A 23,310-nucleotide genomic window follows, 5' to 3' on the forward strand; every position below is an offset into this window, starting at 1 on the left:
AAGGGCGCTTCGGCGCCCTTTTTCATGTCCGGATGAAGAGTGTTTTTACCCTTCCGCCCGTTTCTCCGCCGTGCCGACGGCGAGCGCCATGGCGAGCGCGAACGATGCGGACAATGAACGGAACGCGCCGAAATCGGCCTCCGCCACTTCGATCCACACATCAGCGCTCGTCACCAGCGGGCTGAAGGCGGAATCCGTGATTGCCACCACGGGGATGTTGCTGCGTGCCGCCGATGCCGCGAGATCGGCGGTGACGGGTGCATAAGGTGTAAAGCTTATGGCGAGAACCGCATCACGCGGTGTTGCGGTGGCGAGCTGCTCGGGACCTAGCTGCGCCACATGGTCGATCAGGATTGCGCGCACACCGAGCTTGCCGAAGGCATAGGCGCAATAGGCGGCGATCGGAAATACCCGGCGCGCGCCGAGCAGATAGATCGTATCGGCCTTGGCCAAAGTCTCGATGGCGCGGGAGAGTTCTTCCGGCCGCACGGAATCGCGCATCTTCTCGAGCGAGATCGCGGCGGCGTTGGCGAAACCTTCGAGAAGCGAGGCCGCATGCACGTGCTCTCCTTCGAGATCGCGCAATCCCTTCAGGCGTTCGCGGTAATCGGGAAAGCGCTCGCGCAGCCGGTCGCGGAAGATCTGCTGGAGATGGGAGAAGCCGTCATAGCCCAGGCTTTTGGCGAAGCGCACCAGGGTCGAAGGCTGCACGCCCGCGTGCTCGGCGATGCCGGCGACGGTACCGAAGGCGACCTCTTCCGGGTGGTCCATGGCGAAGGCGGCCAGCTGCTTCAGGCGCTTGGGCATCGAGTCGCGACGGCTCAGCAGAAGCGCCCGCAGACCGTCGTAGTCGCCTGGCACTTCTCCGGTAGGTTCTGCCACCTCGATGCTTTTCCCGGTTTCCATGCCTTCCACCTTAAGCCTCAGATCGGGGACCTTGACACCGATCCTTGATAAATGGAATGAATATTCCACTATATAAACAAAAAGGTTCTGGCGTTCTATATCTAGAGACGACCGGATCGACAGAGGAAGCGCCAACAACAGCCGGTGATTCGGCTTAAAACCAATTTGCTTCCTTCTGCTCTCACGTGGGGGCTTCGGGCCTACGCCCTGCGCATCGGGATCCTGATGCGCAGGGCGTCAAAGAACCCATTCGGGAGGAAGCCATGAAGTCTTTTGTTACCGGTCTCGTTGCCGCAGCAGCCCTGACCATCGCCGCCGCCGCACCCGCCGCGGCCCAAAGCAACCGCATCATCGTCGTCACCCATGGCCAGGCCAACGACCCGTTCTGGTCGGTGGTGAAGAACGGCGTCTCTGAGGCCGGCAAGGACATGAATGTCCAGGTCGATTACCGCGCGCCGGAAACCTTCGACATGGTGGCCATGAGCCAGCTCATCGACGCGGCAGTGAACCAGAAACCCGCGGGCCTCGTGGTGTCGATCCCCGACGCCTCGGCGCTCACCGCCTCGATCCAGAAGGCGGTCGCCGCCGGCATTCCGGTGATCTCCATGAATTCCGGCTCCGACGTGTCGAAGAAACTCGGCGCCATGCTCCATGTGGGCCAGGATGAGGTCGAGGCCGGACGCATCGCCGGCGCGAAGCTCAAGGAGATGGGCGGCAAGACCGGCATCTGCGTCAACCAGGAAGTCGGCAACGTGTCGCTCGATCTGCGCTGCAAAGGCTTCACGGAAGGCTTCGGCGGCAAGGTGACGGTGCTGCCGGTCTCGAACGACCCCACCGACATTCGCGCCAAGGTGAAGGCGGCGCTGGCGGCTGACGGCTCCATCGACACGATCCTCGCGCTCGGCGCAGGCACGGCGGGCGAGCCGAGTGTCGCGGCGGTGAAGGATGCGGGCAAGACGGGCGCGGTGCGCGTTGCCACCTTCGATATGTCGGCGGGCTTCCTCAAGTCGATTGCGGCGGGCGAAGCGGTCTTCGCCATCGACCAGCAGCAATATCTGCAGGGCTACCTCCCGGTGGCCTTCCTCGCGCTCAACGCGAAATACGGCCTGATGCCCGGCGGCAACGTGCCTTCCGGCCCGAACCTGGTCACGAAGGAAAAGGCCAATCAGGTGATCGATCTCTCCGCGAAGGGCATTCGCTAAACGTCATCTCAAGCCCGCGCTCCCGATGGAGTGCGGGCTTTTCGTTCTCATGCGTTTTCAAGAGGGGAGGTGCTCATGGTGAACACCACACAGCCCGTCGCCGATCTGACACCGGCTCCCGCCGTCAAGAAACTTCAGGATGAGCGGCTGAAAGAGGTTTCCCTCCTGACGAAGATCATGCGCCGTCCCGAACTCGGCGCGCTCGCAGGTTTGATCCTCGTCACGATCTTCTTCTTCTCCACCGCCGATTCATCCATGTTCACACTCGCTGGCGTGATGAACATTCTCTCGCCTGCGGCGCAGCTCGGCATTCTCGCGATTGCCGCGGCGCTTCTCATGATCGGCGGGGAGTTCGATCTCTCCATCGGCTCCATGGTGGCCTTCACGGGCCTCGTCTTCGGTGCCTTCATTACCTTGAGCGGATTGCCGCTGATCGTCGCGATCGCGGCCACTTTCGTCGTCGCGGCGTTTCTCGGCGCGGTGAATGGGCAGATCGTCATTCGCACGCGCCTGCCATCCTTCATCGTCACGCTCGCCTTCCTGTTCATCCTGCGAGGCCTCTCGCTGGTCGGTCTCAAATGGGCGACAGGCGGCTCCACGCAGATGCGCGGCATCGGTGCGCAATCGGGCGAGGACTGGGTGCGCGAGATCTTTTCCGGCACGGCGCTCGAAGGCCTGTTCTCGTGGCTCGCCGCGCATGACCTCATCGCCAAATTCCCCAATGGCACGCCCACCGTCACCGGTGTTCCGGTATCGATCCTCTGGTTCATCGGCATGGCGCTCGCCGCCACGTGGCTGCTGCTGCGCACCCGCGCGGGCAACTGGATCTTTGCGGCAGGCGGTGACGCCAATGCGGCGCGCAATTCCGGTGTGCCGGTGGATCGCGTAAAGACAAGCCTCTTCATGCTCACCGCCTGTGCTGCGGCGCTGGTTGCCATCCTCACCGTGCTCGACGCAGGCTCCACCGATGCGCGGCGCGGCTTCCAGAAAGAGTTCGAGGCGATCATCGCCGCCGTGATCGGCGGATGCCTTCTCACCGGCGGCTACGGCTCGGCCATCGGCGCGTTCTTCGGCGCCATCATCTTTGGCATGGTCTCCATCGGCCTCACCTATACCCGCTTCGATTCCGATTGGTTCCAGGTGTTCCTCGGGGCCATGCTACTGCTCGCTGTTCTCTTCAACAACTTCATCCGCCGGAAAGTCACGGGAGAGCGCTGATGGAACGAGACAATCCGCTCATCGAGATCCGCAATCTCGTCAAGCATTTCGGCTCGGTCATCGCGCTGTCCGGCGTGTCGCTCTCCGTTCATCGCGGCGAGGTGATGTGCCTGCTCGGCGACAACGGCGCGGGCAAGTCGACGCTGATCAAGACATTGGCCGGCGTGCACAAGCCTACATCCGGCGAGTTCATGGTGGAAGGCCGGCCCGTCACCTTCACCAGTCCGCGCGATGCATTGGATGCGGGCATCGCCACGGTCTATCAGGATCTCGCGATGATTCCGCTCATGTCGGTGACGCGCAATTTCTTCATGGGCCGAGAGCCGGTGAAGGGCGTGTGGCCTTTCCGCCGGGTGGATTTCGACCATTGCGATGCGGTGACCCGCGAGGAGATGCACAAGATCGGAATCGACGTGCGCGATCCGCATCAGGCGGTGGGCACGCTCTCCGGCGGCGAGCGGCAATGCGTGGCGATTGCCCGCGCGGTCTATTTCGGCGCGAAGGTACTGATCCTCGACGAGCCCACATCCGCGCTCGGCGTGGCGCAGACCTCCATGGTGCTGAAATACATCCATCAGGTGCGCAGCAAGGGGCTGGGCGTGATCTTCATCACCCACAATGTGCGCCATGCCTATGCGGTGGGCGACCGCTTCACGGTGCTCAATCGCGGCAAGACGCTCGGCACCTATCGGAAGGACGAAATCCAGATCGAGGAACTGCAGAACCTCATGGCCGGCGGCAAGGAATTGCAGGCGGTGTCGGAGGAATTGGGCGGGATGGTTTGAAATGTCAGACCGCATCATTCTTCCAGCGAGCACAACACTCATACATTGAACCCCTCTCCCGTGTGGGAGAGGGGTAGGGGAGAGGGAATGCCGGTGCAGAATAAAGAACACCCTTCGCCCTCTCCCCTTTGCGGGAGAGGGTTCAAGGCGCGGTTGATGATGACGGCGCCAGTTCGGTCAGCACCTTCCCTCACCCCTTACCCCTCTCCCACACGGGAGAGGGGGGTGGAGTCGTCGCGCCTTTCTAGTCGGAACAAGTCGGGCCATGACGTGTGAGGTTTTCCGAAGGAAGCTGTCTGCCGTTTCAGGAGCATCGCGAATGAAGTCTCTAAGTATAGGCCTCATCGGCACCGGCTATATGGGCAAGTGCCATGCGCTGGCCTGGAATGCGGTGGCATCCGTGTTCGGGGATGTGGAGCGACCGCGTCTGGCGATGCTGGCAGAGGCTTCTCAGGATTTGGCTGAGAGAAAAGCGCATGAGCTTGGTTTCGAGCGCGCAACCGGCGATTGGCGCATCCTCATGAACGATCCCGCCATCGACGTTGTGTCGATCACCACGCCCAATGCCTTCCATCCAGATATGGCGATTGCAGCGCTCGAAGCCGGCAAGCACGTGTGGTGTGAGAAGCCCATGGCCACAAAGATCGCCGATGCGGAACGCATGTTGGCCGCGGCGCGCGCTTCAGGAAAAGTGGCGGCACTCGGCTACAACTATATTCAGAATCCGGTGATGCGCTTGATCCGCCGCATTCTCGACGAAGGTCAGATCGGCGAGGTCAACCATGTGCGCCTCGAGATGGACGAGGATTTCATGGCGAACCCGGAAGACTTCTTCTATTGGAAGAGCGAGGCATCGTCGGGCCACGGCGCGCTCGACGATTTCGGCGTGCATCCGTTGAGCCTGCTCTGGGTTCTGCTCGGCGGCGTGCGCCGCGTGTGCGGCCACATGGCGAAGCCTTACACGGATCGTCCGGTGCAGGGTGCAGGACGACGCGCGGTGGAAACCTACGACATCGCCAGCGTGCTGATGGAGCTGGAAAACGGCGCTTCCGGATTGCTCGCGCTCAACCGCTCCGCCTGGGGCCGCAAGGGCCGCATCTTCATGCAGATCTTCGGGTCGAGGGGCACCATCGTTTTCGATCAGGAGCGCATGAACGAGGTGCAGCTCTACACGGTGGATGGCGCGCGTGATCGCCAAGGCTTCCGTACCATCCTCACCGGCCCGCAGCATCCGCCTTACGACAAGTTCATCCCCGCGCCCGGTCACGGTCTCGGCTTCAACGATCTCAAGGTCATCGAATGCCGCGAGCTGATGCGCCGTATCGCGAGCGAGAAAGCGCATCTCATCGAGTTCGAGGACGGCATCCGCATCGAGCGCACGGTGGATGCGATGGCGCGCAGCGCGCATGAGGGGCGCTGGGTGGAGGTGTGACCATCTAGCGTCATCCCGGGGCTGCGGAGCAGAACCCGGGATCGTATGACAAGAGTGGCGCGGAACCATCCCCTCTCCCGAGTGGGAGAGGGGCAGGGGTGAGGGAATGCCATATCCGGAAAGGGCATGCCCTCACCCGTCGCGCTGACGCGCGTCGACCTCTCCCGCCCGGGAGAGGTGATCAGAGACCCATCCGGATCGCGATCCCTGCTCGGCTTTCGCCATCCGGGATGACGGCGTGTGTTTGCTCTTAAGCCGCGTGCGCCTTCAGCACATCGAGGAACGCATCCGCATAGCGGTCGAGCTTGGCCTGGCCGACACCGTGGACCTCGCCGAAAGCATAGACGGTCGTGGGGCGCTTCGCCGCCATGTCGATGAGGCTGCGATCGGAGAAGATGACATAGGCCGGGACGCCTTCTTCCTTTGCGAGCTTTGTGCGCAGCGCTTTCAGATCGAGCAGCAGCGGATCGTCGGAGGGCACGACCGATTCCGCTTCCATGCGCGAACGGCGACGGCGACGGTCGGCGGGCTTCATCAGAACGTCTGAGCGAAGCTCGATGGTCTCCTGGCCTTTGAGCACCGCAACGCCCTTGTCGGTGAGCGTCCAGCGGCCGTATTCGGCGAGTTCAAGACTCACCAAGCCTGCGGCGTAGATCTGGCGCAGGAGCGAACGCCATTCGTTCTTCGAGCGGTCCTTGCCGACGCCGAAGGTTTTCAGCTTGTCGTGGCCGAAGCGGAGAATGGAATCGGTCTCATCGCCCACGAGAATGCTGATGAGGTGCTCGGTGCCGAAGCGCTCGCCGGTGCGGACGATGGCGGAGAGAAGCTTCTGGGCCTCGATGGTGCCGTCGAAGGACATGACGCCGTCGATGCACAGATCGCAATTGCCGCAGGGCTCGGTGGTCTCGCCGAAATAGGCAAGCAGCGTCTGGCGGCGGCAGCGCGGTGCTTCGCAGAGCGCGACGAGCGCGTTGAGGCGCTGGCGCTCCACGCGCTTCTGCTCGTCGGAGGCATCGCTTTGCTCGATCTGCAGGCGGCGCAGGCGCATGTCGTCGAGACCGTAGAGGGTCAGCGTGTCGGCGGGCGCGCCGTCACGGCCCGCGCGGCCGATCTCCTGGTAATAGGCTTCGATGGATTTCGGCAAAGCGGCATGCGCCACGAAGCGCACGTCCGGCTTGTCGATGCCCATGCCGAAGGCGACGGTCGCCACCATCACCACGCCGTCCTCCTGCAGGAAGATGTCCTGGTTCTTGGAGCGCTCCGCCTGCGGCATGCCCGCGTGATAGGGCATGGCGCGATAGCCTGCCTGGCTCAACGAATCCGCGAGCTTTTCCGTCGCGTCGCGCGAGGAGCAATAGACGATGCCGCTCTCGTGCCGGTGCTTGTCGAGAAACGAGAAGAGCTGGCGCCTGGATTGCTCCTTCGCCTGCATGGCAAGCCGCAGGTTCGGGCGGTCGAAGCCGTGGATGAAGAGGCGCGGCTCCTCCTCGAACAGGCGATGCATGATGTCGCCGCGCGTTGCCACATCCGCAGTGGCGGTGAGCGCGATGGTCTGCACGTTGCCGAGACGGCGGCGCACCTCGCCGAGCATGGCGTATTCGGGGCGGAAATCGTGGCCCCATTGCGAGACGCAATGCGCCTCGTCGATGGCAAGCAGGTTCACGCCGGAGCGTCCGAGCCATTCGGTGGTGCCGGTATTGGCGAGGCGCTCGGGCGAGGCGTAGAGCAGGCGCATGCGGCCATCGCGCACCGCGTCGACCACGCGGCGGTTCTCGTCCGGATCGTTGGCGGAGTTGAGGCTTCCCGCCTCGATGCCGAAATGGCGGAGCGCCGCCACCTGATCGCGCATGAGTGCGATGAGCGGCGAGACCACGACGGTCAGACCCTCGCGGGCGAGCGTCGGCAGCTGATAGCAGAGCGACTTGCCGGCACCCGTGGGCATGACGGCCAGAACGTCCTCACCGCTTAAGACGGCGCGCACGATCTCCTCCTGTCCTTCGCGGAAGGAGGGGAAGCCGAAAACATCATGGAGAATCTTGGCGGGGTCGATCACGTTGGGGGTGTGGCCGATCACGGATTCGAGGTCAATGCGGCATCGGGAATCTGGAGCAAGGAAAGCACGCCCCGGGCCGCAGCCAAGCCGGTGGCGAAGGTGGCCTGGAGCAGGTAGCCACCGGTCGGGGCCTCCCAATCCAGCATCTCACCCGCCGCGAAAACGCTGGCTAAGCGCTTGAGCATGAGATTGCCGTCGAGCTCAGTGAAGGGGATGCCGCCTGCCGTGGAAATGGCCCGGTCCAGCGGCTTCGTACCCGTGAGCCTCAGCGGCACGGCCTTGATGAGGCGGGCCAGAGGGCCGGGTTCCAGGGGGAGCTGGGGTGCTGATTCGCGCATCAAGGCGATGCCGAGAGGCGTCAGGCCCGCCGCCTTGCGCAGGAAGGTGGAGGTGGATTGGCCTTTTCGCGGGGCGCTCAGGCGCTTTTCCAGCGCCTCCGGGGAAAGATCGGGGCGGAGATCCACATGAAGCGTGGCGTGGCCATGCCGCTCGATGGCGTTGCGCAGGGGGCCGGAGAGGGCATAGACCGCGCCGCCCTCGATCCCGTCCGCCGTCACGATGGCTTCGCCCTTCACGGTTCGGCCCTCGAAGGTCAGAGCAATGCGCTTCAAGGGCTCACCCTCGAAGCGGCCTCGCATGACTTCCGACCAGGGAAGCGTGAAGCCCATATTGGCTGGGCGCAGGGGAGCGATGGCGATTCCCTTGTCGGCGAGGAGGCCCGTCCACGACCCGTCCGAGCCCAGCCGCGGCCAGCTCGCGCCGCCGAGCGCCAGGATCGTGGCATCGGGCTTGGACGTCACCGTCCGGCCCGCTGCATCGGCGAAAACGAGAGCGCCATCCGCATCCCAGCCCTGCCATGTGTGGCGAAGGGCGAAGCGCACGCCGAGACTTTCTAGCCGGGTCACCCAGGCCCGCAGGAGGGGAGAGGCCTTGAAGGCCTTCGGGAATACACGTCCGCTGGAGCCCACGAAGGTCTCCTGGCCCAAGCCCTCGCACCAGGCCCGCAGATCCTCGGGCCGGAAGGCCTCGATGAGGGGCTTCAGAACCGGCTCGGCCTCCGCATAGCGGGAGACGAAGCGTGCGAAATCTTCCGAATGGGTGAGGTTCAGCCCGCCCCGTCCGGCCATCAGGAACTTGCGCCCGAGGGAGGGCATCCGGTCGTAGACGGTCACGGCAAGCCCTGCGCGGGCCAGCTTTTCCGCCGCGATCAGGCCGGCGGGACCGCCGCCGATGATGGCGGCCTGATGGGTGGAGGAGGGCGGGGACATGCGCTCAGCTGACGCGGGAAAGGACGATTCGGTGGTATGGACCCCCACGCTTCGCCATGGCATTCAGCGCTTCAGGTCGTGGCTTGCACATGACCACCACAGGACTTTTTTGCAAGGGGAACGGCATCTCAAGCCGTTTTAAGGGGATTCTCGATGCGTGCTCTTTCGTTCTGCGCCCTGATCGCGCTGGCGCTTGCGGGCTGTGCCAGCGATGCGTCGCTCGTGGGAGGCGATACGGTTCTCGCCAGCTCCACCAAGGATGCGACCGAGGCCGCGAAGCTCATTTCCGCCTATCGCGTCTCCCGGGGCCTGAGCCCGGTGACGGTCGATTCGAAGCTCAACGAGGCGGCGGAATACCAGGCCCGTGTGGTGGCGGCTGCGGGCAAGCTCAGCCACGGCAATTTCGGCGGCCGCATGGATCAGTTCGGCGTCATCGGCTATTCCGCCGAAAACCTCTCGGCCGGCGCGGATACGGTGGACGGCACCATCGAGCGCTGGAAGAGATCTTCCGGCCACAACGTGAATCTGCTCATGCCCCAGGCCCGCAAGATCGGCTTCGCCCGGGCGGATGCCAACAACCGCTATGGCCGCTACTGGGCCCTGGTGCTGGGTCAATAAGTCTCCGACGGCTTGAAACGCCAGCACAGCCTCACCCTGAGGAGCGCAGCGTCTCGAAGGGCGAGGCGTCTCCAGTGCCATCTGGGCCCTCCTTCGAGACGCCGCTTCGCAGCTCCTCAGGATGAGGGGCTTCGCGAGACTCATGAAGCTGTAGCGGCACAAAGCCCGACGGTTGCGCGTTAGAGAGCAAGGTCCTCTCTTTCGCGCACCCCTGATGACACAGCCTCAAATTCTTTCCTTCGCCATCGTCGCCGGGATGATGGCGCTCTTCGTGTGGGGACGCTTCCGCTACGATCTCGTCGCCGCCCTGGCCCTGCTGGCGGCGGTGCTTGTCGGCATCGTGCCGGCGGACAAGGCGTTCACCGGCTTCAGCGACGACATCGTGATCATCGTCGCCAGCGCGCTTCTGGTGAGCGCCGCAGTGGCGAAATCGGGGGTGCTGGAAGTCGCGCTCAACCGGGTTGCGCCTTATCTTCGCAGCGAACAATCCCAGGTGATCGTGCTTGTCGCTGCCGTCACCGTTCTCTCCGCCTTCGTGAAGAATATCGGCGCGCTCGCGATGATGATCCCCGTCGCGTTCCAGATCGCGCGGCGCACCAACACGCCGCCTTCAAGCTTTCTCATGCCCATGGCCTTCGGCTCGCTTTTGGGCGGCATCGTCACTCTGGTAGGAACGTCTCCCAACATCATCGTGTCGCGGATGCGGGGCGAATTGCTGGGCGAGCCTTTCGGCATGTTCGACTTTACGCCTGTCGGCATCGGTGTGGCGCTCGCCGGCGTGGCGTTCCTCGCCTTCGGCTATCGCATGCTGCCGAAGGGACGAAAGGGTGCTGCTTCGCTCGATGAAGCCCTCAACATCAAGGATTACATCACCGAGGCCCGCGTCATTCCCGAATCCGATGTGGTCGGCCAGACGGTGGCGGACCTGCACACCCTCGCCAATGGCGAGGTGAAGGTGGCAGCCATCATCCGCAACGAGACCCGCAGCTCAAGTCCGCTGCCGGATGCGATGATCCGCGAGAATGACGTGCTCATGCTGGAGGGCGAACCCGATGCCTTGGAAAGCGCCGTCGCGCGTGCCGGGCTCAAGCTGTCGCGCGAACATCGTCAGCCCGAGATGGAAGAAGCGACCGACGAGATCGGCGTGATCGAAGCCATCGTCGGACCCAGCTCTTCGCTGGCAGGATATTCTGCGGAGAACCTCGAACTCTACGAACGCTTCGGGGTCAACCTCATCGCAGTCAGCCGCAGCGGCGAGCGTTTCAAGGAGCGTCTGCGGACCATCGTTCTGCGCCCCGGCGATGTCATCGTGCTTCAGGGCAATCTCAAGAAGATGCCGGACACGCTGCGCCATCTCGGCTGCCTGCCTCTCGCGGCGCGCGCCATTCGCCTCGGCAATGCGCGCCGCAGTCTCATTCCCATCGCGGTTCTCGCCGCCACCATGGTGCTGGTGGCGTTCAACCTGTTGCCTGTCTCCATCGCCTTCTTCGGCGCGGGCGTGCTGCTCATCCTGTTCGGATCGCTCACCTTGCGCGAGGCTTATGAGACCATCGAATGGCCGATCATCGTCATGCTCGGCGCGCTCATCCCGGTCAGTGAATCCATCCGCACCACGGGCGGAACGGATCTGATCGCGGGCTGGCTTTCAGCTGCCGCCAACATGCTGCCGCCCACCGGTGCGCTCGTGCTCATCATGGTGGCGGCGATGGCGGTGACGCCGTTCCTGAACAATGCCGCGACCGTGTTGGTGATGGCGCCGATCGCCGCGAGCTTCGCCACGCAGCTCGGCTTCAGGCCGGATGCGTTCCTCATGGCAGTGGCGATTGGCGCGGCCTGCGATTTCCTCACGCCCATCGGGCACCAATGCAACACACTGGTGATGGGCCCGGGCGGTTATCGCTTCGGCGATTACTGGCGGCTCGGCCTGCCGCTCTCGATCATCGTAGTGGTGGTGGGGACGCCACTGATCATGCTGTTCTGGCCGCTGTGATAGGCATCGGGCGCAAAAGTGGGTACCGGTTTTGCGCGAAAAGATGCTTCAAGCCGAAAGATCAACGCAGCATGGCGGTGAGCAGAAGCGTAGTGCCTGCGGCGGAAGAGGCCAGCGCGATCACCATGGACCAGCAATGCAGGCGGTCTCGCTGCGCCTGGTTGAGCAGGGGGCGAATGCGTGAATCCGAGCGACCGAAGACGAAGCTGGTGCTGCGATCCGGGCCGTGAACATGCGGCATGATGCAAAAGCTAGACCGCACTTGAGCGCGCGACGGAGCATAGCCGTGGTGGCCGGCGCCGTAAGACGGATGATGTGAGCTCTGCGGGTTCATGCTGGAGGCTTCCGAGGCGTGTGAGGCCTCTAAACTCGCCGCAAGGCGTGAACGAGCGGTAAAGGTTCGAAACTACCCACAATCGTCGTAAACCAATTCTTTCCGAGGCTTTGCTGGAATGAGCGATGGTTCATGAAGCGCTACGTGCGTTCCCTCCCCCTTGCGGGGAGTGGCAGGGGTGGGGGTGGTTTGGCTGGGTGAGTGGATCCATCAGTGAGACGCAGGCCCACCTCTCCCCGGTGGGGAGAGGTCGAGCGTAGCGAGGGTGAGGGGGGGAGACCTCTCCGGATGGACCTGTAACCCCTCACCCCAACCCTCTCCCTCAGGGAGAGGGAGGACGCTGTAGCGCTCTGTGCATGCACTGGAATTCGCGCAGCGCTCTGACTTTGCGAACCCTACCCTTCATCTCTCCCTGCAAGGAGGAGGGAAACACGCGCGTCTCATTTTTCTGAAGGCAGTCAGCCGCGCGATAATAAGGAGCGCTTATGACGCCCATCACAGGAATCGTGTCGCGCAACGGTGCTGCCCGTGGCATGAGTGAGCCCAACGTTCGGGACCCTGCTCATGATTCAAGCGCCCATCCAGAAAACCATCGCGGCGTCCGATTGGGCGCTGCTCGGCCTGCTCTCCGTCATCTGGGGCGGCTCGTTCCTGTTCATCGGCGTGGCCGTGAAGGAATTGCCGCCGCTCGTCATCGTGGCGTTGCGCGTGTCGCTGGCGGCGATTGCGCTTCAGATCGTGCTGCGCGTCATGGGTCTCACGCTGCCCCGCGAGCGTCAGGCCTGGGCTGCCTTCTTCGGCATGGGCATTCTCAACAACGTCATTCCCTTCAGCCTGATCGTCTGGGGACAGAGCCATATCGCGAGCGGGCTCGCCTCGATCCTCAACGCCACCACGCCGCTCTTCACGGTGATCGTCGCGCATTATCTCACGACGGATGAGAAGCTCACGGGCTCGCGGCTCGGCGGTGTGGTCGTCGGTTTCGTCGGTGTGGCGGTGATGATCGGCTCCGCCGCACTCACATCGCTGAACGCCAATGTTCTCGCGCAGCTCGCCATTCTGGGGGCGGCCTTGTCCTATGGCTTCTCGGGCGTGTTCGGGCGACGCTTCAAGACACTCGGCATTCCGCCGCTCGTGGCCGCTGCCGGGCAGGTTACTGCATCGAGCTGCATGCTGCTCCCTGTGAGCCTCATCGTCGACAGGCCGTGGACGCTGACGATGCCGAGCCTCGCCACCATTCTGTCGATTCTCGCGCTGGCGCTCGTCTCGACGGCCGTTGCCTATCTCATCTTCTTCCGCCTGCTCGCGCGGGCAGGGGCGACGAATGCGGGTCTCGTCACGTTTCTCATTCCGGTCAGCGCCGTTTTCTTCGGCGTGCTGCTGCTCGGAGAGACGCTGGAGCCGCGCCACATGGCCGGCATGGCGTTGATCGCGGCGGGGCTGATGCTGATCGACGGGCGGCCCGCCGCCGCGCTCGGAAGATACGTTAGCGAGAAGCGCCCAGCGGCCCGCGGAAATGGTTGAACATCATGTCCGGCGCGCTGGTGTTGTGACGTGAGGGGACGAGACGCCCCATCCACGCATCCGTCGCCGTGGCGTCGCGGAAATTCATGATCATCTCTTCGCGCCAGGAGCGGGCCTTCTGCTCGCGAACGGCAATGCGCGCCACATCCGCGTTGAATTCGGTCACGTACATGGAGCGCAGGGTCGCGAAAGGCATGCCGGTCACGGGCTGATCGAACTCCACATCGAGGGTCATGCGTTCCTCGTTGAGGTTCGCGACTGCGACATGGGCCTTGCCGCCCTTGGCGAGCGTGAGAGCGAACGTCATGGTCTTCGGATCGAAGGCCACGTCTTTCAGGTTCGCGATGGGGCGCTGATCGAACTCGATGGGACCGACGATGAAGGACGACCCATAGGCCGTCCATTCCAGATGCTGCGGCGGCAGCGGCTTGATGCGCCAATAGCCGTCGCCCGGATACATCGCGATCACCTCTTCCGCCTTGCCCTTGTGCTTCTTCAGAAGCTGCATCAGGTGGATGTTGCGCGTGACTTTGCCGCCGATGGTGACGGTGGTCTCCATGGGGCGCCAGAACTCGCTGAACGAGAGGCCCATGATGCGCACCTGGTCATCCTCGTAGAGCGTGTGCATCACCGGATGCGGCTTGGTGGAGGTGGCCTCCGAGATGTCCTCGCAGGCCGTCCAATCCGGCTCCCAGCGGTCCTGCTTCAGGCTGCCCATATAGGCCGGGTGCACGGCCTCGATGCGGAAGCTCTTCACCTCCGGCGAGGCGAAGTTGATGGCCACATTGTCCTTCTCCGCGCAGAGCACCGGCTCGCTCGTATTCGTCACCTGGACGGCCAGGCCATCGAGGGTCGCGGCCTGAGCGGTCGCGGCGAATCCGAGGATACCAAGGGCAAGAAGCCGGGAAAGGAGCGTGCGGGCCATCGAAACCGTCTCTGGTTGGGCTTGAGTGAGGCGCACAGATAGCCCGCTCCGAAGGCTCCGTCGAGCGGGGCTGTTGATACGGCATGGCTGCCATCCCATCTAGAGGATTAGGGATCGCCCATAGCCTGTGATAAGGTGCGCTCGACCGGCAAGCGTGGCTTTAACGGCCTGCGCGCCTCAGATTTTCCATCGCGAGAAGGGCCTCCCTTAGAGTTCATCGATGATGCGCCTCTCTTTAAGCCTGTCCGACAACCCCGCCACGACCTCCGTCGAGCGGGCGATCATGGAGTTCCGCAGCGCCCGTCCCGTCGTGATCGACGGGGCGCAAGGCAGCGCGCTCGTGGTCGGCGTGGAGGATTGGGACGAGACCCGCAGCACGGAGATCGAGGCCTTGGCCGGAGGGCATGCCCATCTCGTTCTTCCTGCGGCACGCCTGCGCCGCCTCGGTCTCGACCGCGAGGCTCCCGGCCGCGTAGCCCTGCCCGTGGTGGAACGGGAGCGCATCGAGGTTCTGGCGCTCAAGCTCGACGGGCGCATCGACGCGCCGGTAAGGTCCATCGACGTCCTCGACGAAGAGGCTCTGGAGTTGGCCCGCCTGTCTCTCGTGCTGCCCGCCGTGATCGTGGTGCCGCTCTCATCCGGCATCGAGATCGATGCGTCGCTGGTGCGCGTCTCGGGCGCGGCCATCCGCGATTATCGCCGCGCGAAGGCCGCGGACCTCTCCCTCGTCAGCCGCGCTCCGGTGCCGCTGGAAGGCGCACCCACGAGCGAGTTCGTTGTGTTCCGTGGCGGTGAGGGCCTGCGCGATCAGGTGGCGATCATCGTCGGCAAGCCGGACCTGTCGAAGCCTGTCACCGTGCGGCTGCACTCGGCCTGCCTGACGGGCGACCTCTTCGGCAGCCTCAAATGCGATTGCGGCGATCAGCTGCGTGAAACCGTGCGCTTCATGGCGCAAAACGAAGGCGGCATCCTGCTCTATCTCGATCAGGAAGGACGCGGGAACGGCATCGCCAACAAGATCCGCGCCTACAAGCTCCAGTCTCAGGGCTACGACACCTACGAGGCCGACGAGGTTCTCGGCTTCGAAGCGGATCAGCGCCGTTTCGATTTCGCCGCCGTGATGCTCAAAAAACTCGGCGTGAGCGCGGTGCGTCTCATGACCAACAATCCGGAAAAGATCAAAGCTCTCTCGGAAGCGGGCCTGCAAGTGATCTCCGATCACCGCGTGCTCGGCCGTCCGACGGCGGAGAACGTAAGCTACCTCGCCGCCAAGCGTGACCGTGCCGGCCATTACATCGATCTCGAAGGCCTGCTCGCCTGTTCCAACAAGGATTGAGCGCCAGCCGGCGTTCAAGATTCCTCTTAAGACCATATTGCCGCGATAGATTAGACTCCTAGCTTCCCTCGGGCGGCCCGACCGCTTCGGCCTGACCGTTGTCATGCGTGCGCCAGCATGCGCTGGCGGGTTCAGGGGAAACGCTCATGTGGAGCCAAGTCTACGACCCATTCGGCAGCCCGGCGCTGTCGACGCTTGCCGCCGCCATTCCGGTGGTGCTGCTTCTGGTGATGATCGCCTCCGGTAAAGTGAAGGCGCATATCGCCGCCGTGATCGCCCTTCTGGCGGCGGTCGCCGTTTCGATCTTCCTGTTCACGATGCCTGCCGGACTTGCCATCCGCGCCGCCCTGTTCGGCGTCGTCACTGGCATGTTTCCTATCGGCTGGATCATCCTGAACGTCATTTTCCTCTACCGGCTCACGGTGGAGAGAGGGTACTTCGCGACCCTTCAGCAATCGGTGGGCGGCCTCACGACGGATCGCCGCCTGCAATTGCTTCTTGTCGCCTTCGCGTTCGGCGCGTTCTTCGAGGGCGCGGGCGGCTTCGGCACGCCGGTTGCTGTAACGGGCGCGATCCTCATCGGCCTCGGCTTCTCGCCACTCGCCGCCTCCGGCCTCTCGCTCATCGCCAACACCGCGCCGGTGGCTTACGGCGCGCTCGGCGCGCCGATCCAGGGCCTCGCATCGGTGACGGGCTTCGATCCTTACGTGCTCGGCGCGATGGTCGGCCGTCAGCTGCCGTTCTTCTCGCTGATCGTGCCGTTCTGGCTGATCTGGGTCTTCGCGGGATTCCGCGGCATGATGCAGGTGTGGCCGGCGATCCTGGTCTGCGCCGTATCCTTCGCGATCCCGCAATTCCTGATCTCGAACTACATCAATCCGTGGATCGTCGATATCGGCGCGTCTCTCATCTCCATGGCCTGCCTCGTGGGCTTCATGCGCATCTGGCATCCGAAGGAGATCTGGACCTCGCCCGCTCTGCGCACGCGCGACGACTCCGCCGCGACGCTTGCACGTCCCGCGCCGCTCGGCGCCGGCACCGCCGACATCACGCCGCGGCGTGCCTCCCGCGAAGAGGTCATCCGCGCCTGGGTGCCGTGGATCATTCTCTCGATCATCGTGGCGATCTGGGGCACGGGCTGGTTCAAGGCGCTGGTCAATCCGATCTTCACCTGGAGCTATCCGATCCCGGGCCTGCACAACATGGTGCAGAAGGTGGCCCCCATCGTCGCCAAGCCGACGGCGGAGGCTGCGGTCTTCGCCTTCACCTACATGTCCTATACGGGCACGGGCGTGCTGATCGCGGCGATCATCTCCGGCCTCGTCATGGGCTTCTCGCCGTTGCGGCTCATCACCGCCTGGTTCGAGACGATCTGGGTGCTGCGCTACTCGCTCATCACCATCGCCGCGATGCTCGCCATCGGGACGCTCACGCGCTTCTCCGGCGTCGATGCGACGTTGGGCTTGGCCTTCGCTGGAACGGGTATCCTCTATCCGTTCTTCGGCACGCTGCTCGGTTGGTTGGGTGTTGCGTTGACGGGTTCTGACACGGCGTCCAACGTGCTGTTCGGCGGCTTGCAGAAGATCACGTCGGAGCAGCTCGGCTTGTCGCCGATCCTGATGGCGGCAGCCAACTCATCCGGCGGCGTGATGGGCAAGATGATCGATGCGCAATCCATCGTTGTGGCTTCGACCGCGACGAACTGGTTCGGACACGAGGGCAGCATCCTGCGTTTCGTGTTCTGGCATTCCATCGTGCTTGCATGCCTGGTGGGCTGCCTCGTGATGCTTCAGGCTTATGTCTCACCCTTCACGTCGATGGTTCTGCACTGACTTCATCGATGCAAAAGAAAACCGCCGCCGGATCGTTCCCGGCGGCGCTTTCATTGTGATCACGTTTATCGCGCGGGCATTCCCGTCTCGATGATCTTTGCCCAGAGCGACACACCATAGGGCGTGGCTGCGTCGTTGAAGTCGTAGGCCGGGTGATGCACGCCTGCCGTGTCGCCGTTGCCGACGAAGATGTAGGCGCCGGGGCGCTTCTCGAGCATGTAGGAGAAATCCTCCGCGCCCATTTCCGGCGGGAATTCCGTGGCAACCGCGTTCTCGCCCGCAACCGCCTTCGCGACGGAGGCGACGAAGTCGGTCTTCTCCGCATCGTTCACGGTGACGGGGTATCCGCGATTATACTCGATGGTGGCCCTCGCGCCGAAGGCCGCGCAGGTATTCTCGATGATGGTGCGGATGCGCGCTTCGGCCAGATCGCGGACGGTCGACGACAACGTGCGCACGGTGCCGAGCATGGTGACCGTTTGCGGGATCACGTTGAAGGCGTCGCCGCCTTTGACCGAGCAGACTGACACCACAACCGATTCCAGCGGATCGACGCTGCGCGAGGAAACCGTCTGCAAAGCGGTGATCACATGTGCGCTCACCACGACAGGGTCGATGCAATTGTGCGGATAAGCCGCGTGACCGCCCTTGCCTTCGATGGTGATCGTGAAGCGGTCGGCTGCCGCCATGACGGGACCTTTGCGCATGGCGAAATGGCCGATCGGCACGCCCGGCCAGTTGTGCATGCCGTAGACCTCCTGGATGCCGAAGCGCTCCATGAGGCCGTCCTTCACCATCGCGTCGCCGCCGCCGCCGCCTTCTTCGGCGGGCTGGAAGATCATGATGGCGGTACCGTCGAAATTGCGCGTCTCGGCGAGATATTTCGCGGCGCCAAGAAGCATCGCCGTGTGGCCGTCATGGCCGCAGGCATGCATCTTGCCGGGCGTCTTGGACTTGTAGGGCACGTCGGTGGCTTCCAGGATCGGCAACGCATCCATGTCGGCGCGCAGGCCGATGACTTTGCCTGACGTATTCGTGCGTCCCTTGATGACGCCGACGACGCCCGTGCGGCCGATGCCCGTCACCACTTCGTCGCAGCCGAACTCCTTCAGCTTCTCGGCGACGATGCCCGCGGTGCGGTGCACGTCGTATCCGAGCTCCGGGTTCTCGTGGAAATCCCGGCGCCAGGCGGTGACCTCATCGGCCAGATCGGCAACGCGGTTGATGATGGGCATGGGATGTCCTTCTCATGAATCGAGCAAGTTGCTCTAGCAAGGGAGCAACGGATTGATCCCAAAAGTGCATTCCACTTTTGGGTCCTATGCTCCAGCGAACCAGATGCGGGGTGGTCCGGTCAATGCCGCTCTCGGAATAGCTGCTCTTCAGCGCAGGCGGCGCAGGATCGCCTTGGGCCGCTTCGTGCGAAACTGGCCGCGCTCGACCGCCACGAAAACCAGCACCAGCACGACAAGCGACGTGAACCACCAGACCTGGGCCGTGCCGATGCCGCAGGCGCCGAGTGCAAAGGCCGAGGCGAAGGCCGCCATGATGCCTGGTCCCAGAATGGGCCGGCTTCCGCCCGCGCTGGAGGCCGCCTGGAAGAGCAAAGCCGCAGCGGACAGGGCGCCGACTACGCCAAGCTCGTACCAGATCTCGAACAGAATGCTGAAGGGCACGGCTGCAGGCACGAGGCCGAACATACGTCCGCGCCAGGAGGTCTCCAACCCATGGCCGGTCACGAGGCGCAGGGGTTCTTTGAGAATCAGCGCCTGCCAGGCATCGAGCCCGGCAACGAGGGAGGACGGAGAGCCCAGGATTTCGCTGGCGAGGGGCTTGAGCAGGAAAGGCAGGGCTGGAGCCGCCACCAGCAGGAGGGCCATGAGAAGGCCGATGAGGCGGCTGCCGGTTTTCGGGCTTGTCGCGGTGAGGACGAAGGCCACGGCGCCGACTGTAAGACCGATGAGAGGCAGCACGCTCGCTGTCAGGAAAGCGCTCAGGCCCACGGCCAGCGCAAGCGCCGCCGCCTCCACGTTGCGTCCACGGGAATGGAGCCAGGTTACGGCGGGCCAGAGCAGGAGAACGAGCAGGACGATGCCGCGCTCCACGCCGAGGCCGTCGGGCTCAAGATGGCCGCCTTCGCGGATGAGCATGGGAATGCCGATCAGGGCGGCGAGGCCCACGCCCACGGGCAGCAGATAAAGGTTGGCCGAGCGCATCCGCTCCGGCAGGGCGAGATATCCTGCGATTGCCATCAGACCCATGGCGACGATGTTGAAGAGGCGCTCCGAGGCCTGGGGCATGAACGGCGTCCAGACCAGTGACAAGGCTGCCCAGAGTACCAGCACGAGGCCGGCGATGCCGGCCCTGGAAGTCACGACACCGATCGCCTTCTGCCAAGGGTCCCTGGCCATGCCGTCGAGAAAGGCCGCCAGCACGATGAGGCCCACAGCCAGAGGAGCCATCACCACCAGGGCGCGACGCGTGAAGAGCGCGGCCAAGGGAATTGCGAAGAAAAGGATCGCGAATCCCAAGCGCCGCAGCAGGGCGGCGGCGTCTGCGGAGAGATTGGCCGTGGGAAGAGCGGAGCGGACCATACGGGCGAACAACCAGGGATTGAGCGGGCAGGGGCGGGTTACGCTAATGGACCGGTCGCGTAAAAGCTGTAGGTGCAATGCAACACATGCCGAAGCTTTGCTTCACTTTTGTCGTCACCGGCCTTGCGCGCCTCCTCAGGATGAGGCTTGCGGTTCCAGAATGGCGTAGCCGGTACAAGCCCGGCCATGACGGGTATCAATCACCCCGTCTGCCCGCGCAGGAAGTTGATAATGCCGGAGAAGTCGTCACCCTCATGTCCCGCGCCGTTGAAGAGGGCATAGAGCTGAGCTGCTTCCGCACCCAGCGGCGTCGATGCGCCGGAGGCGAGCGCTGCTTCCTGGGCGAGCTTGAGGTCCTTGAGCATCAGCGCCGCCGCGAAGCCCGGCTTGTAGTCGTTGTTGGCGGGTGAGGTCGGCACCGGGCCGGGGACCGGGCAATAGGTGGTGAGCGACCAGCACTGGCCCGAGGAGGTGGAGGCCACATCGAACAGGGCCTGATGCGAGAGCCCGAGCTTTTCGCCGAGCACGAAGGCTTCCGCCACGCCGATCATCGAGATGCCGAGGATCATGTTGTTGCAGATCTTCGCCGCCTGGCCCGCGCCTGGCTCGCCGCAATGCACGACCTTCTTGCCCATCTTCGAGAGAATGGGTTCAGCGCGATCGAACGCGCCCTTCTCGCCGCCCGCCATGAAGGTGAGCGTTGCGCCCTTCGCGCCGCCGACGCCGCCGGAGACCGGTGCGTCGAGGCTCATCAGGTTGCGCTCCCGCGCCAGGTCATGGGCCTTGCGCGCGCTCTCCACGTCGATGGTGGAGCAATCGATGAGCAGCGCGCCTTCCTTCACTGAGGAGACGAGATTGGCATAGACCGAGAGCACATGCTTGCCGGCGGGCAGCATAGTGATCACGACATCCGCCTCACGCACCGCGTCCGTCGCGGAGTCGGAGATGGTCACGCCGTCGTTGCGCGCCTGATCGCAGGAGGCAGCCGAGAGATCGAAACCTGTGACGGCGTGTCCCGCCTTGACGAGATTGGCGGCCATGGGGCCGCCCATGTTGCCGAGGCCGATGAAGGCGATGTTGGTCATGATGCGATCCTATGCCTTGGGAATGGGACGGACACCGAAAATGCGCCGCCAGATCGTGCCACCGAGGTGATTGCCGATGACGAAATAGGCGATCAGGCAGATGAAGAACAACAGCGCTGGCCATCCGTTGATTTGAAAACCGTTCTCCGTCGTCTGGTCCGTCAGGTTGGCGATGATCATGCCAAGGACGATGAAGGCAGTCAGAAGGTCGAGAAGGAAGGACAGGACCGCCTTCCAGTAAGGAGCCGGTCCCGTTGCAGTTGCCACGTCAGTCACTTCACGTTCCCCCGTCCGACAAGATCGCGCGCCACGATGAGGCGCATGATCTCGTTGGTGCCTTCAAGAATTTGATGCACGCGCAAATCGCGCACGATCTTCTCTACGCCGTAATCGGCAAGATACCCATAACCGCCATGAATCTGGAGCGCGGCATTCGCCACCTCGAAGCCTGTGTCGGTGGCCATGCGCTTGGCCATGGCGCAGAGCTTCGTGGCATCCATCGCCTTCGCATCGAGCGCGGAGGCCGCGCGCCACAGGAAGGTGCGCGCCGCTTCGAGTTCGGTCGCCATGTCGGCGAGCTTGAATTGCAGCGCCTGAAAATCGGCGATGCGCTTGCCGAAAGCCTTTCGGTCATTCGCGTAGGACAGCGCTTTATCGAGCGCCGATTGCGCACCGCCGAGCGAACATGCGCCGATATTGAGGCGTCCGCCGTCGAGGCCCGACATGGCGATCTTGAAGCCCATGCCTTCATCAGCGAGACGGTTCGCCACAGGCACGCGCACGTCCTCGAAGATCACGGCGGCGGTGGGCTGCGCGTTCCAGCCCATCTTCTTTTCCTGCGCGCCGAAGGACACGCCCTTCATGTTCTTGTCGATGATCAGCGTGGAGATGCCGGAAGGCCCGTCCTCGCCCGTGCGGACCATCGTGACATAGAGATCGGAGGTGCCCGCGCCCGAGATGAACTGCTTCACGCCGTTGACGATGTAATGATCGCCGTCGCGCACCGCGCGGGTTTTCAGCGCAGCCGCATCGGAACCCGAGCCCGGCTCGGTGAGGCAATAGCTGCCGATCAGCTCCATCGTGCAGAGAGACGGCAGGAAGCGCTGGCGTTGCTCCTCCGAGCCGTAACGGTCGATCATCCACGCGACCATGTTGTGAATGGAGAGGAATGCCGAGATGGCGGGGCAGCCGGTGGCCAGCGCTTCGAAGATGAGCGCCGCATCGAGCCGCGTCATGCCCGATCCGCCGACATCGTCGCGGGTATAGATCCCGGCCATGCCGAGGGAAGCGGCCTCCCGCAGCACATCCACGGGAAAATGCTTTGTCTCGTCCCATTCGAGGGCATGGGGGGCGAGGTTGTCCGCGGCGAAGGCAAGGGCCATGTCGCGGATTGCGATCTGGTCTTCGGTCAAAGAGAACTGGGTCATGGCGCTATCGTCACGCTCGAGGGCCTTCGGGCAAGCATGACTTTCGATCTAGAGCAAGGAGGAGACAGGCCAAGGCCATTGAGAACCTGCAGATCAGCCGTTCCGAAGGATGACAGACTGTCCAGCTTCCAGAAGCTCTAAAACTCGTGTGCGATTCAGGGTTGGACTGTCATCCACTTCAATGACGCAATTGGCAGGAAAGAGCTCGTTAAGGGTCGTAAGATCGAGGCTCTGCCACCGTCCATGCGCATCCCATTGGCTCAACCTTTGTCGCACCTCGGCCTCGCCGTTGAGTTTCACAACATATCCATCCGTATCCATGAGGACTTGAGCGGATGTCCCTTCCATGACGACGAGGTCGCCATGATTATAGTCGCCCCAAAAGAGTTCTTCGACTCGGAGGGCGCCAGTCACATAGATGGTCTGTCCTCCGACGACCATATTGCGAGCCTGTAGGTCACCCAGAACGTACAACTCGGTTGCGCCATCCGTATCATGATTGCTGATATGGTGATCGACCCGCAGATGCCCATCGACCAGGATTAGAAAGATGAAATCCGAACCGTCCTCATCGCTTGATGAGGCTTCGAAGGCCAAAGGAATATCGAGGTTCAGGTTCTTCAGATGCAAATCGCCCGCATGATAAAGAACACGTTCGTTCTCGAATTCTCCGGCGTTTCTCTCGTTTCGAGAATAGGCCCAGCTCTCTTTTGGAAGCTTATGTTTTATGTCGCTAAAGCGTACTTCCTGAAAAGGAAAGTAGCCATTCATAGAGTGCCCC

The 23,310-nt window shown here is 63.4% G+C and carries 20 protein-coding genes; 9 read left to right on the forward strand and 11 right to left on the reverse strand.

Annotation, left to right across the window (positions count from 1 at the left end):
* Positions 1-45: 45 nt before the first annotated feature.
* Complete coding sequence (locus MJ639_RS06455) at positions 46-906, reverse strand: MurR/RpiR family transcriptional regulator (protein WP_243369481.1); 861 nt, start codon at positions 904-906, stop codon at positions 46-48.
* A gap of 263 nt (positions 907-1,169) precedes the next feature.
* On the opposite strand from MJ639_RS06455, the gene MJ639_RS06460 reads away from it, so the two are divergent.
* The 4 genes from MJ639_RS06460 (at position 1,170) to MJ639_RS06475 (ending at position 5,543) form a co-directional block, all read left to right on the forward strand.
* Positions 1,170-2,108, forward strand: coding sequence for a sugar ABC transporter substrate-binding protein (locus MJ639_RS06460; RefSeq protein WP_243369482.1), 939 nt, complete (start codon positions 1,170-1,172; stop codon positions 2,106-2,108).
* A 75-nt stretch (positions 2,109-2,183) separates the two neighbouring features.
* Positions 2,184-3,326 (forward strand): ABC transporter permease, encoded by a 1,143-nt coding sequence (locus tag MJ639_RS06465; RefSeq protein ID WP_243369483.1) that lies wholly within the window; start codon positions 2,184-2,186, stop codon positions 3,324-3,326.
* On the forward strand, positions 3,326-4,111 hold the full coding sequence (locus tag MJ639_RS06470) for an ATP-binding cassette domain-containing protein (protein ID WP_243369484.1): 786 nt from the start codon (positions 3,326-3,328) through the stop codon (positions 4,109-4,111). Before MJ639_RS06465 ends, MJ639_RS06470 begins: the two co-directional genes overlap by 1 nt.
* Before the next feature lie 319 nt (positions 4,112-4,430).
* Entirely contained in the window at positions 4,431-5,543 is a 1,113-nt protein-coding gene (locus tag MJ639_RS06475; RefSeq protein ID WP_243369485.1) for a Gfo/Idh/MocA family protein, read from the forward strand.
* A 250-nt stretch (positions 5,544-5,793) separates the two neighbouring features.
* Here MJ639_RS06475 and recQ read toward each other — a convergent pair whose 3' ends face one another.
* Both recQ and MJ639_RS06485 read right to left on the reverse strand, forming a co-directional pair.
* Entirely contained in the window at positions 5,794-7,617 is a 1,824-nt protein-coding gene (gene recQ / locus MJ639_RS06480) for a DNA helicase RecQ (RefSeq protein ID WP_243369486.1), read from the reverse strand.
* Positions 7,614-8,864 (reverse strand): BaiN/RdsA family NAD(P)/FAD-dependent oxidoreductase, encoded by a 1,251-nt coding sequence (locus MJ639_RS06485; RefSeq protein WP_243369487.1) that lies wholly within the window; start codon positions 8,862-8,864, stop codon positions 7,614-7,616. The genes recQ and MJ639_RS06485 overlap by 4 nt, the downstream gene beginning before the upstream one ends.
* A gap of 153 nt (positions 8,865-9,017) precedes the next feature.
* Here MJ639_RS06485 and MJ639_RS06490 point away from each other — a divergent pair, with 153 nt between their 5' ends.
* Positions 9,018-9,482 (forward strand): CAP domain-containing protein, encoded by a 465-nt coding sequence (locus MJ639_RS06490; protein WP_243369488.1) that lies wholly within the window; start codon positions 9,018-9,020, stop codon positions 9,480-9,482.
* Positions 9,483-9,696: 214 nt separating this feature from the next.
* Positions 9,697-11,472: an SLC13 family permease gene (locus MJ639_RS06495; RefSeq protein WP_243369489.1), complete on the forward strand. Its 1,776-nt coding sequence runs from the start codon at positions 9,697-9,699 to the stop codon at positions 11,470-11,472.
* Between the two features lie 61 nt (positions 11,473-11,533).
* Here MJ639_RS06495 and MJ639_RS06500 read toward each other — a convergent pair whose 3' ends face one another.
* Entirely contained in the window at positions 11,534-11,806 is a 273-nt protein-coding gene (locus tag MJ639_RS06500; RefSeq protein ID WP_243369490.1) for a hypothetical protein, read from the reverse strand.
* A gap of 564 nt (positions 11,807-12,370) precedes the next feature.
* Here MJ639_RS06500 and MJ639_RS06505 point away from each other — a divergent pair.
* Positions 12,371-13,330 (forward strand): DMT family transporter, encoded by a 960-nt coding sequence (locus MJ639_RS06505; RefSeq protein WP_243369491.1) that lies wholly within the window; start codon positions 12,371-12,373, stop codon positions 13,328-13,330.
* Here MJ639_RS06505 and MJ639_RS06510 read toward each other — a convergent pair.
* Positions 13,293-14,255, reverse strand: a complete 963-nt coding sequence (locus tag MJ639_RS06510; protein WP_243369492.1) for a hypothetical protein — start codon at positions 14,253-14,255, stop codon at positions 13,293-13,295. The two genes, MJ639_RS06505 and MJ639_RS06510, sit on opposite strands and share 38 nt — an antisense overlap.
* A gap of 223 nt (positions 14,256-14,478) precedes the next feature.
* Here MJ639_RS06510 and ribA point away from each other — a divergent pair, with 223 nt between their 5' ends.
* On the forward strand, positions 14,479-15,591 hold the full coding sequence (gene ribA, locus MJ639_RS06515; protein WP_243369748.1) for a GTP cyclohydrolase II RibA: 1,113 nt from the start codon (positions 14,479-14,481) through the stop codon (positions 15,589-15,591).
* A gap of 146 nt (positions 15,592-15,737) precedes the next feature.
* A complete protein-coding gene (locus MJ639_RS06520; protein ID WP_243369493.1) occupies positions 15,738-17,423 on the forward strand; it encodes an L-lactate permease in 1,686 nt (561 codons plus the stop codon).
* Positions 17,424-17,488: 65 nt separating this feature from the next.
* Here the strand turns inward: MJ639_RS06520 and MJ639_RS06525 are convergent, their stop codons facing one another.
* From MJ639_RS06525 to MJ639_RS06550, 6 genes are all read right to left on the reverse strand, one after another.
* Positions 17,489-18,658 (reverse strand): M20 aminoacylase family protein, encoded by a 1,170-nt coding sequence (locus MJ639_RS06525; protein ID WP_243369494.1) that lies wholly within the window; start codon positions 18,656-18,658, stop codon positions 17,489-17,491.
* Positions 18,659-18,805: 147 nt separating this feature from the next.
* The gene (locus MJ639_RS06530) at positions 18,806-20,017 is read right to left on the reverse strand and encodes a peptide ABC transporter permease (protein WP_243369495.1); all 1,212 of its coding nucleotides are present in this window, start codon (positions 20,015-20,017) and stop codon (positions 18,806-18,808) included.
* A gap of 200 nt (positions 20,018-20,217) precedes the next feature.
* On the reverse strand, positions 20,218-21,102 hold the full coding sequence (gene mmsB / locus MJ639_RS06535) for a 3-hydroxyisobutyrate dehydrogenase (RefSeq protein ID WP_243369496.1): 885 nt from the start codon (positions 21,100-21,102) through the stop codon (positions 20,218-20,220).
* A gap of 9 nt (positions 21,103-21,111) precedes the next feature.
* Positions 21,112-21,378, reverse strand: a complete 267-nt coding sequence (locus MJ639_RS06540; RefSeq protein ID WP_243369497.1) for a hypothetical protein — start codon at positions 21,376-21,378, stop codon at positions 21,112-21,114.
* Entirely contained in the window at positions 21,375-22,529 is a 1,155-nt protein-coding gene (locus tag MJ639_RS06545) for an isobutyryl-CoA dehydrogenase (RefSeq protein ID WP_243369498.1), read from the reverse strand. The genes MJ639_RS06540 and MJ639_RS06545 overlap by 4 nt, the downstream gene beginning before the upstream one ends.
* 93 nt (positions 22,530-22,622) lie before the next feature.
* Entirely contained in the window at positions 22,623-23,300 is a 678-nt protein-coding gene (locus tag MJ639_RS06550) for a hypothetical protein (protein ID WP_243369499.1), read from the reverse strand.
* Between the last annotated feature and the right edge of the window lie 10 nt (positions 23,301-23,310).

The organism is Microvirga solisilvae, from assembly GCF_022808595.1.
GTDB lineage: Bacteria > Pseudomonadota > Alphaproteobacteria > Rhizobiales > Beijerinckiaceae > Microvirga > Microvirga solisilvae.